Here is a 12005-nt window from a genome sequence, read left to right as displayed (position 1 = left end):
GTTTTTTCATCTTTATCTACTCTCTTTCCCTTTTTGTAATTTAAAAAAGCAGGCCATCAAAACTGATAGCCTGCTCACAAATATCTATTCTATTATTTCCAAAGATTTCCGTATTCTTCATAGCTCATTCCCAATTGCGACTGGATCTGTTCGTCTGTATAGTCTGGGAATAAATAATGAAAATACTCTCTCCATGTAATTTCACCTTTTTGGGCTTTTTCTCCCATATCTAACTGTTCCTGCAATATTTGCGCTTCTTCTGATGCAAAATACTCGTTTTTATACCGATCTCTCTCCGCCGCATAATCAACGGCCTTGCAGTTCTTCACCCCATTATTGGTTGGATCAACCACGTACCAGATTTCTCCGATCTGTACCAAACACCGCTTATGATAGGCCGAAGACTGATATGCTTCACATCTGACGCCTACCAGCTTACAAAGCTCTGCCAGTTCATTTGAAAACTGTTCACACATCCCATGTCTGGTACGAAGGACCAACCACCGCTCTTTACTGCGATTGTATCCCGCATCCGCATCATAGATATTTCCATGGTATGCTGCCCCGACTCTTTCAAAAGCTTTCTGGTATCTGGTATATTCATCTGCATGGATCCAGTCAAAACTATGAAGAAATTCCTGCAAAAGTGGATATGCCTCATCCATGTAATTGTTGTATGGTGTCTTATATTCTCCATGCGCATTTAAAATACTCTGTTCCCCTTCTTGCGGAGAATTGTACCATTCTTTTAAGTAATATTCCGGATCCGTAATTTCTGGATGCTGATCACTGAAAATAAAACCGCCGCCCATTACATCCGTTAAATCAGCTCCCGGTAAACATACAGTACCGGCACTGACTTCTGCTGCCACTTCTGAAGTTCCTGCGTATACTGACATATTCATAAACATCGCTGCGGTCAAAGCCGCACACAAAATGGTTAGTCTTTTCATAAAGCTTCTCCCCTCCTTCTCTGCTCTATAATCACTGTATACGATCCATGATGATATGTAAACTACCTACCTGATTCAAAAGCCCTTTTGAACAAAAATCATGACTATCGAACATCAATTATAGAAATTTCTTTCTCTTCCCATGCTGCGGAATATGAATATCTCAATCTGTTTGAATAAAAAAACAGGCCACCAAACGATAGCCTGTTTCTCCCATAGCCTAATTTACATGCACCATGCTCTTTAAATACTCAGCGAGCATATATAATGGAACATTAATAAGCCAGTCTTCTTTTTTATAATTTACCATGCTGCTTCGAACCGCCATGTCCGGCTGATATTTATCACAAAAAGCTTTCAGGCTCTTTGCACGAAGATTTTGTTCCGCTTTTACTTCAATCGGGATGCAATCAAGATCTCCCTGCAGCATGAAATCAATTTCACCCGTTGAACGTTCTGTCGCAAAATAATAGAGTGGATATCCAGCTGCATGCAACTCCTGCGCGACATACTGCTCTGTGAGCGCCCCTTTGAATTCTTCAAAAATACGGCTGCCGTCAAGCAACAATCTGGCCGATAAACCGGCCTTCGCTGTTAATAATCCCACATCAAACATGAACATCTTGAAACTGTTCATCTCCATATATGCAATAAGTGGAATATCCGGCTTTGATACCCTGTAGCTTCTCAAAATCAATCCTGCATCTTCGAGCCACTGTATTGCAAGCTCAAAATCTTTAGCTCGTGCTCCTTCGCGCAGCGCACCGTACATGAACTTTCGGTTTTCCTTCGCCAGTTGGGACGGAATTGAATTCCAGACCATCATAATACGCGGAACAACCTCTTTGGGAGCATGCTTGCTGAAATCTTCCTCATAGTACGTGAGAAGATTGTTCTGGATCTCACGAACTTCATACAGATCATCGGAATCAATATAAGTCTGTACCACCTCTGGCATTCCGCCCACATAGTAATACTTCTTCAACAGATCCACGTACTTTCCTGCATATGCATTGATCAGCTCATAGTCCTGGGCCTTAAGTGTTTCATACAGCCCATTTTCACCAACCGCCAAAAGAAATTCACTAAAACTCATTGGACAGAGTTTTAAAAAATCCACTTTTCCCACCGGAAAGGACGTTCCCTGATGCAATGCAACACCGAGCAATGAACCGGCTGCAATAATAGAATACTGTGGCGCGTTCTCATAAAAATACTTTAAAGATGCCAGAGCCTTTGGTGCTTCCTGAATCTCATCAAAAATAATCAGGGTATTCTCTGCCTGAAAACTTTTTCCGTATTCTATTTTAATTGCCGACAGGATCCTCTTCAAATCAAAATCCAGTTCAAATACGTCCTTCATCGCCTTATTATTATCAAAATTGATATAGACGGTTTTTTCATAGAATCTGGCTCCAAATTCCTTCATGATCCATGTTTTGCCGACCTGTCTTGCCCCCTGTATGATCAAAGGCTTTCTATTCTTTTTCTTCATCCACCGTTCCAACTTAGTAAACAGTTCTCTTTCCATAAAAAACCTCCTCCAAAACGCATATGTTTCCTACCGCCGTTTTAATTATAACATTTTTTCGGCTGTAATTCTAATTATTTTAACATTTTTTCGGACGTTATTTTATAAATCTTAACATTTTTTCGGCTGTTAACATGGAATATAAAACATTTTTTCGGTGCTTCCAGTATTTCAATTATAGTCAAAAAACGTTATTCATATTCCGCAGCATGGGAATTTTCCATACTGCATATTCTTTTGCTATCATACTATTCAGTTTTCAAGGTACACACCGCGCCTGCGGAAACTGAACCGTATCCCTTTGACAGCATACGATTCCCTGCATTGTTATTGCTGCTCATCTTTATTCTTTTCTTTCTCTGTCAAGCCAACTTTTCTTACATAATCCCGCATCTTTTCTTCCCTGGCATCAACCCTCTTTTTTAGAATTTCATACAATTCAAAAAGTAATTTCCAATCTTTTGCGGATTCTTCATCTTGATTGTTTCCCGGCTTTTCCAACGGCAGCTCCCCCTGTGTATGGTCACTTATTTTTTGATGGCGGTGCCCTTAGCAGGGCACCACCAAAATAATAAATACACCTGGTATATTTATTTTGTCTGAACTACTCCATTCACAACCCAGATACCATCTACATTTAACTGATATCCGTCAATTTCACAATTTCTTTTCATGGCTCCTCTGGTTCCATCAGAGACGGGGTTAAAGTAATAACACATTCCGTCAATCCAATACCAACCGGTTACCATACGTCCCTGTGTACCATCCGATACCGGGTTCAAATAGTATCTGTTTCCATCGACATCTGTAAACCAGCCTGTCACCATATAACCGGATTCATCAAACCGGAACCAGTCATATTCCTGCTGGCCTTTGGTTTTATCCGCATATGGATTATAAATTGCTGCCCATTTAGATGCATAAGTACGTGTATCATCGCGGAACATCCATTTATGCTGCTCAGTTTCTGTCCATGTTCCTCGCACAACATATTCCGGCAGACTGCTGGCAGCAGGTGTTGTGCCGGAGGTGGCTACTGCCTTTGAGCTGTGGCTTCCGCCACCGCCACCACCTCCGCCGCCACCGCTGGAGGATGATGAATAAGTTGTCTGGTCGGATACTGTAATTTTTAATGTCACAACGGTGCTGTCTGAACCAGTCGCATCCGTTCCGGTAATAACCGCCTGAATTGTTCCCGTATACGGACTTACACACGCCTTTCTGATCCACTTCAGACCAGCATCCTGAACTGGCCGGATCGTTCCGTCTGCAGAAACCTGCAGCACAGATGTATTGGAAGAACTGTAAGTAACCGGTCGTTTTTCCTGATATGTTGTTGCAATCACCTGTTTCTGCGGCATATCACCAAATGTATAGATTGGAGAGTTTCTTCTTCCGGTCATCGTGAGTACCAGATCCAGAGTTTCTGTTTCCGGCATCTCAATACACCTTGCAGCATAATTTAAAACGACCGTGGTTTCGCCCACTTTCTGACCGTCAACAGTCGTTGCAATCGCTTTGATCGTCTTGGTTCCAGTATACGGCGCTACATGCTCAGCATCCTTAATCCACTGTGCATTTGGATTCGGTGCCAGAAGACCGGTCTGGGAAATACTTGCCACATCCGTATCCGATACGGACCAGATTACTTCACGGTTATATGGTGTATGTAAAGCATCTGAACTACAATCCGGCAGTACGGTGCAGCTAAGCTGTACCGGATCAAATCCAGTCCGGGTTTTCACTGCAGAATTAATATCACCCTCTTTGGTTGCCTGAAGATCAAATTTCACCTGTTGCTGGCCCATCTGAACACTTTCCGGGTGAATGACGGTCTCATCCACTGTGACAAATTTCAATGTAACCTCGCAGTCTGCGGTCTGGTGGCCATTCGTAGCATCCTCACTGGTAACGGTCACATGCTCTACCTGCGTTGCTGTTCCGGAGAGCTTCTCATAAGGATCCGCATCCCGCTTCTGATTATCTGCATTAATGACATTCTGGATCCATGCAGGGTTATCAGCGCCATTCGGATCATACTTTGCTTCCACTTTCAACTCATGCTCAAAGCTTCCCTGTGGAGTAATCTTTAAATACTGTTTGGGATTCTCATCTTCCCAACGCACATTCTGGGTAAAACTCTGGGCCGGTCTGAGACTTGCTGCCAGGATCTGCGGTTCATCTGCAAAAATGGTTTCTGTCGGATTTTTCCGGTCTCCAGTGAGTTTCCTGGTAATGGTATAAGTGATATTGTTCTTGTTTAATTCCACTCCTTCAACGCGGAGCGTTGTCTCATCCACAATCTTAAAATCAACCGTGACGGTCACATTTCCGTAAACAGATTTATGATCCGGTGAGGTGTCTGCATTGGTTGAAGCTGTCAAAATTGCATTTTTGCTGGTTACAGTAGCTGGAATTGCGCTTAAGTAGTTATTATCCTGCTGCGCTTTTACCGCTTTATTTAACAGGCCATTGATCCAACTGCCGGCCATATTCGGTTTGATCTTTGCAGCCGTCTCCACATAACCTGCATCGGATGCATTTACCACAAGATCGGAATCGTCAATGCTCCAGCTGTGTGTTTTATCCGTACTTGCTCCGGTATCATTGTGTACAGCATTTACAGTAACCGGATTAACATTGATCGCAGAAAGATCATTTCCGGTATACGTTGCAAGCTGATTGTTGTTGCCATCCAATACTACTGTCTGCACCGTCGGATTTTTCCGGTCCCCGGTCCGGGTCTGTACCACATGGAACGTCACATTGGCCGGATCCATGGAAAGTTTTGAGGTTGTCCTGATGTACTCTACATCCAGCTCTGTGCTATGCTCTGGCATTTCAAACGTATATCCCCCACCGGTCTGATACGTCATATCCTGCGGATTTCCGTCCTCATCCGTATAGGTTGGTGGCTTTACGCCGCCAGGCTCATTTTCATCCGTTACCATCTGATAAATGCTTCCATTTGTATTCTTGGCTGCGGTCGTTACATGGACCGTTTCTCCCGGTCTGACAGCAGCAGAACTATCTTTATCGATGATCCGGTAAAAACTGTTGGCACCTCCCGGATATGCCGTAAAAGTAGCCACATCCTGATCAAATGTGCCATTGGAATTTGCCACATCTACACGACTAACCGACAATAAATAGCCTTTCACCGGCTGCCCATATGTTCCCGGTGCATAATGATCAATGGAAAATGGCAGGCCATTTTCGTAATCTGCTACCGTAAAATCCCGATCCAGTCTGGTAACTACAATATTGCGGATTCCGTCTTCCAGTTCTTCATAGAAATATCTGCTGGCATCATAGGTTTCATTGGCTCCATTTTTCAAATAGTAGTGAACTTCATTATCATTCCAATATCCGATGTGGGCCGCATCGGTAACGGTCGTATCTGATGATTTTCCACTTCCGACAATCGCTTTTGTCTTATTGGCTACGGTCGTGAACCAGTACGCCAGGTTCTTCCCAGAGGTTGTGCCATATTTCATATCAACGGAATCTTTGCGGGTACCGATAAAGATGCCTTCTCTTGCTGTTCCCGCATTTGTCTTTCCGATCTCTCCAAACATGCGGGCAACAACAATTTCTCCGCCTTCATAATAACCAGTGATACCGCCAACCGCATAGGCACCGTTTCCGCCAATTGTTCCGTCCACGGACACATTGTAAAGGGATGTACCGCTGCTCATTGCTCCGACGATACCGCCTACATAATATCTGCCCAGGATATTATTTCCGGTCGCGGATACACTGGTATCAACGATATAGGCATTGCTCACCTCACCGGCAATACCGCCCGTTTTACTGGTAGCACCGAGGTTCACTGTATTCACGGTTGCTGTTACATTTTCGATCGTAGCCCTGGAGCCAGAACTGCTTCCGAAAATTTTTCCAGCCAGACCACCTACCGCTGCATCAGAAGCATAACCACCAGATGATGTATTGGCAGCAGCAGTTCCTTCAACTGTCACGTCCGTGATTACGGACTCCCCTTTTATCTGGCCGGCCAGAATGCCAACATGGTTATATCCATATACACGGGCATCTTCGATGACCAGATTTTTTACAACCGCGCCATCCAAGACTCCAAAAAGGCCAACATTCTGAAGATTTTTTGAAATATTTACAATTTTCAGGCCACTGATTGTATGGCCATCTCCGTCAAAAGTACCCTTAAAACTATTGGATACATTACCGGATAACTGTGCTGCATTCTGATACCAGCCAATTGGGTTCCAGTTTCCATTATTAATGGTAAAGGAAAGATCAATATCATCCATTAACCGATAATGGGCAGTATCATAATTACCTGTACCAGCTGCAATCGCCTGTGTCATGATCATCAGATCTTCCAGATCTTCAATCTGATACGGATTGCTCTCTGTTCCGTCTCCAGTAAGATCAAAATTCCCATCGATCCAGTTATTCCAAAGATCTCCTACACTGCTTGCCATAAGTGCCGAAGCATTTGCACCCAACTGTTTTGCAATTTGCTCCTGATTTTTTTCATACCAGGAATACAGTGCGCTGTAATCTTCGTTGGTATCATCCTCCATAACACCATAAAACCAGTCCCACAGAGTTTCTTCTTCCAAATATGTAAAAAACCACTCTGAGAATGCATCACTGCCAATATCCTTCGGCCGACTCTCTTCAACCAGCTTTGTATTGAAGTCCTGATAATCTTCCGTGAGTTCCTGCAGTGGCATCGCAAGCGCGGTGGAAACATTGCAGGCACTGAACATCGCGGCAGTCAGCACCGCAAACAGTCTTCGATATCTACGTTTTTTCATGTCAGTTCCTCCACCTCTTCATCCAGTATGGCCATGTCTTCTTCTGTTTCTGCATCTACCTCGGAAGATATTTCTTCATCTGGCTGCCCGTCTTTCTCCAGGATCTTCTGATAGGCTTTAAATGCTTTATAATACAGCTTATCGTGTTCTACCGCCCAGGTAAAAAATGTGTCATCCTCTACATGCTCTGCCAGCATCTCCCATAAAAAATCCTCTTTACAGTTTTTCTTAAACCATGCTGTAAATTCTTCCGTTCCGATTTCCGGCATATCCCCGGCTTCCTCTTCTGGCGCTTTTGACGGTTCTTTCTGGAGTTCATCCGCCAGTTCTGTCTCGTCCACTACCTCCTTCTCTTCAGTCTCTTCTGTGTCTTCGTCCTCTAACTCATCTTCTTTCGATTCCAATCCCTCTGAGGCAGCATCTTCATTTTCTGATTCACTGCTCTCATCAGATTTTTCTGATTCCTTTACCTCTTCCTCTGACTCTTCGGGTTCCGATTCTTCCGTTCCTGCTTCTGCCTCATCCGTCTCCTCCAAACCCGCGTTCTCCGACTCTTCATGGTTTTCATCCTCTGCTTCTTCTGTCTGATCCATGTCCACCGGACTTTCCTCATCAACAACATCTTCCGAAGCAGCCTCCCCATTCAAAGCTATCTGACCGGCAAACTGATCAGCCAGCGCGGTTGCCGGAACAGAAGCGGTAAGTGCAGCTGCCATTAAGATCACAACGCCTCGTTTCCTCATTCAAATTCCTCCTACTAATTTTCTATGATCATCCCTGCGGTACCGCAAAGGCTGGTCTTACACCAATCGAAGTAGTTACCCTTAACTCTTCATCTGTACTGCTGCCATCCGGTTTCACTGCCTCCGGCCGGATCATTCCATTGACCAGATCCACGATATAGGCATATCCACTGTCAGCACCTGTATTCCCCATAGGAGAACGCAGCCAATATCCATTGCAGAAATTATCGGTTACATCTTCTGGATTATCCGCATCCGTATCACCAAATTTCCAAAGATAATCTTTATACTTCAATGCCTCTTCCACCGATAAACTAAAAAGTCTGGCTGTCAGTCTCTGATATCCGATGCTATGCACGTTCAAGTCTTGGTCGCTTAATTCACTGAACCGCCCCTTACCTGTGCTTCCAGTAAATGCACTGTCCACGCCAATATGGCAGTTAAAGCTCTGAAAAATTCCATTCTGATGCTTGCTCAGCCAATTATGTATCTTGGAATACTTATAATCACTTTCATCACCAAAATTTACTACCGGCCCCGGAAGAAATACCTGGCCCATAATGCCTTCTTTATCCGGTAAATAGGAATACTCACTCCCATAATTTGCCGGAATCACCTCATCACAAAGGAACAATGCCAGTTTCTGATGATTTTCGGATTTATCATAATAATTGGTATCTACACACCGAAATTCATAAGTTTTCTGATCGATCACTACTTTCTGTACATCTCCCACTGACCAATAGATTGGATCCGCGGTACCGGCATCCGGAGCACCGAGTACTACAGCCGGGCGAAGCAGCATATCATCCGTAGGTGTCACGAGACTTGTTGATCCATTATCATGCACAACCACAAGTTGTCCATTTTCTACGGTTCTTGTAATGTAATCCCCCTCTATCTGTCCCCGATATGCAAGCACTTCTTCCTTTGACAGAATAGCTGCATACGCAAGTGCACCATCCGCATCAATCGGCAACAGCGCCTGTCCTGTAATACTGAAACAGTCCGCAAATGTACCAGCAAAATTCTGGTAGGGGTTAGAAAGCATATAATCAAGGGATCCATAACCTCCAAATTCACTTGCCGGTATTCCTGTATCTGAAATGTAAAGATAGCCATTCTGGAAGTTTTCACTCACACAGACAAACTGCATCTGATATTCGCTCAGGGATGGCCTATACGTTGCCGTGATACGGTCTCCGCCATTTTGTTCCTCTGTACGCTTACCACACCTGTCACATAATGAGTCACCATTTTCATCCACATGCCCCAGGGCCGGTAACGTTTTTACTTCTGCCTTACTGCAGATACTGCAAACATATTTTTCTGATCCTGATGATAGACATGTTGCTTCTGTTCGCTTCTCCAGTTTCCAGTTATGGCTGCAAGTTTCTCCAAATATTTTATTTACGAGAAATACGTAAATTCTATATTCCGCTCCATCCAGCTGAATCGTATCCAGAAGATTTGCGCTGTACTCCACAGAAGTACTGTATAATTCCTTCAAAATTATCCCTGTTGCCGCACAGTCTTTTGCAATTACATAAACAGGAGTGGCCGCCGTATTTTTTATCTGTACAGACAGGCTTCGCAGACGATAAGAACATTTGGCGTTGCTTTCACAAATAATCTGGTCATCCAGAATTTCTTCCGCCTCTTTTCCAGTGATTGCCGCATCCGCTTTTTTAGCCCTTTCAAAATACATTTCAAATCGTTCCCGTTCCGATGCCTCTGGATCATCTATATCCCCGACAGGTCCTTCATCCGAATAAGTGATATAGATGATTTTTTCACCCGGTCCATATACATTTACCCGATATGGTGAGTCCTCATTTGCCAACCAGCGATGCCCATTTACAATAAGACTGTTCGCATATGGTACAACCAGTTCCTCACCCTCTAAAATCGTTCCACTACGCATTGCAGATAACTGGATTTGTCTGCTCTCTTCATCTACAAAATAAACCTTCCAGGAAACCAGTTCCCTCGGATCAGCTTCCGCTGTTGCATTCTGTCCTGCATCCTCTAAAATATTTCCATATGCAGAAAGCTCAAATTCTATCGGCTGTTTTATCGTATAACCATAAGACAGGACCGGTTCCGACATAATCACGATTCCCAAAAGAAAAACCGCATAACGGCTAATTAATTTTCTTTTATTCATTGCAATTCTCCATCATTTCATCAATAAATTCTGTTTTCCCGGCAGCAATTAAAAAATGACATAATGAATTCTCTACCATACGGTCTTTTCTGCTTTTCTAACTGTCAAAGATCATCCCTTGTGATCTTTCTTCATGTCAGCTGCAGCAGTCGAAACCGTAAACTATAACAAGACAATTTACTCAATATCATCTCCAATCCCCGTCCCCATCAATGCCGATTCATCCGCTTCCAGTTCAATGCGATATTTTTTACAGAGGTTATTTATTTTCTTCTGCAGATCAGTTTGAACCGTTGCAATCATACTAACCAGATAGTTTTCTGAAATTGGAAGGCGCTGCATTCTTCCACTGCCAACACGATAGGTACAGCTCAGCGAAGATTCTGGATTTTTTGTACTGTTATCCAATATTTTAAGCTGCTGAAGCAAGTCAGCCACTTCCAAAAGAGCCTGTTCCTGCGCCGTGTCCTTCATTATTTTTGCCATAAGTTTTCCTGCCTAAGTCTGCTGCCAGGCAGTCCACTCCCTCCCTTCTTATGCTTCCAGGAAATAAAAACCTGTCGCCCCAACGATCTGCCACCGGGCCTTCTCTGAATTGAATACCGGCTCTACAAAACATCCTGGTAAGACATCTGCTTTTGAAAGTGCGCTTCGTGATATCAATACCGTCCCTGTCGTAAAAACACAATGCTTCATCAGCGGCTCATCAATGCTCTGGATCATGGAAATTACTTTTTGTATGCCTTTAGCGTCTTCGCATATGATGGCCGCAAACGCAGATCCATTTCCTATAGTCTCATGGATTACTGTACGCAGAGCTGCACAAAATCCCTTAACCTTTGAATTTATATAATACGAATGATCTTTTTCGGTTACAATCCTCTCATTCGTATAGAAATTAACCGCGAAGATCACCAGGCGAGTGGGCATAACTCCTTCTTTCTTAAAATCAATAATTGCTGGCAACTCATCTATACCCTTCACATTTTTCAGGCGATAAGAAAATATATATTTTGACATATACTTCTGCTTCAAAAAAACCGCCGCAAGTAACCCCGCATTAGCCCGCTCCATTTTTGTCATCTCATTAAGCCATATTGTTTTTGAATCAAACCTTAATTGCTGATCTGCCTCCAGCATGGTCCGAAAAGCGTATGTTGCATGGGCAGTAAGAGAATACATCTGCCGGGTCTGGTGTGCTTCTGATTTTGCACTCTTCAAATATGCGTATACGCTTTCATTGATCTGAAACTTTTCAACAATAACCAAACCACTCATTGCCAACGTATCAAGGCGCTCTTTCAGGGAACGATGATCCAACTTCGGAATACAACGCGCCGGCCGTTTTTCTTCCTTAGCTTTTTGTTCTTCCTTTTCCCGTTCTGCCATCAGCACCGTACAGATTGATAACAGATCCGCATGTCCAAGCATTCGGATCACACGTAAAATATACATATCAGAAACTGTAAATGCTTTCTTTACTAATAGCGCCTGCATCTCCGCTAATGACTGCGGATTTGTAACACCTGCAACCTCAAATTTCATTCTGCTGGGATCCCATATAGAATACGGAGATGGAATGATCAATTCCGGCTTCAAATCCTCCAAAATCTGCTTTGCCAGCACCTGTGTATCATGTTCTAATGCCACGTTTCCCCCTACTTTCTTTCCACATAATCCGATTTATGAAACCATAGAGATATACAAAATAGCAACAATTTTAATAATTTAATCAACAATATTTAAAAATAAGCGGAATTATTAATAGTTTCACAGTCAAAAGCTTTCATCTGCGTTGTTTTTAAGAAA

General features: G+C 43.3%; 8 protein-coding genes. All 8 read right to left on the bottom strand.

The window, feature by feature from the left end; genetic code table 11:
• Positions 1-92: 92 nt before the first annotated feature.
• Complete coding sequence (locus tag DWZ40_RS09825) at positions 93-953, bottom strand: hypothetical protein (protein ID WP_118542879.1); 861 nt, start codon at positions 951-953, stop codon at positions 93-95.
• A gap of 220 nt (positions 954-1173) precedes the next feature.
• Positions 1174-2484, bottom strand: coding sequence for an ATP-binding protein (locus DWZ40_RS09820; RefSeq protein ID WP_118542878.1), 1311 nt, complete (start codon positions 2482-2484; stop codon positions 1174-1176).
• Positions 2485-2811: 327 nt separating this feature from the next.
• A complete protein-coding gene (locus DWZ40_RS19545) occupies positions 2812-2985 on the bottom strand; it encodes a hypothetical protein (protein ID WP_182431705.1) in 174 nt (57 codons plus the stop codon).
• Between the two features lie 89 nt (positions 2986-3074).
• Positions 3075-7286 (bottom strand): hypothetical protein, encoded by a 4212-nt coding sequence (locus DWZ40_RS09815; RefSeq protein WP_118542877.1) that lies wholly within the window; start codon positions 7284-7286, stop codon positions 3075-3077.
• Positions 7283-8029 carry a hypothetical protein gene (locus DWZ40_RS09810; RefSeq protein WP_118542876.1) on the bottom strand — a complete coding sequence of 249 codons (747 nt, stop codon included), beginning with the start codon at positions 8027-8029 and terminating at the stop codon, positions 7283-7285. The genes DWZ40_RS09815 and DWZ40_RS09810 overlap by 4 nt, the downstream gene beginning before the upstream one ends.
• 28 nt (positions 8030-8057) lie before the next feature.
• The gene (locus DWZ40_RS09805) at positions 8058-10196 is read right to left on the bottom strand and encodes a DUF6273 domain-containing protein (RefSeq protein WP_118542875.1); all 2139 of its coding nucleotides are present in this window, start codon (positions 10194-10196) and stop codon (positions 8058-8060) included.
• A 177-nt stretch (positions 10197-10373) separates the two neighbouring features.
• On the bottom strand, positions 10374-10682 hold the full coding sequence (locus DWZ40_RS09800) for a hypothetical protein (RefSeq protein WP_118542874.1): 309 nt from the start codon (positions 10680-10682) through the stop codon (positions 10374-10376).
• Between the two features lie 48 nt (positions 10683-10730).
• Positions 10731-11822 (bottom strand): hypothetical protein, encoded by a 1092-nt coding sequence (locus DWZ40_RS09795; protein WP_147354177.1) that lies wholly within the window; start codon positions 11820-11822, stop codon positions 10731-10733.
• Positions 11823-12005: the final 183 nt, after the last annotated feature.

The organism is Clostridium sp. AF32-12BH (assembly GCF_003477935.1).
Classification (GTDB): domain Bacteria; phylum Bacillota; class Clostridia; order Lachnospirales; family Lachnospiraceae; genus Brotaphodocola.
The sequence above is the reverse complement of the archived record's forward strand: the minus strand, read 5'-3'. Positions and strand labels throughout refer to the sequence as shown.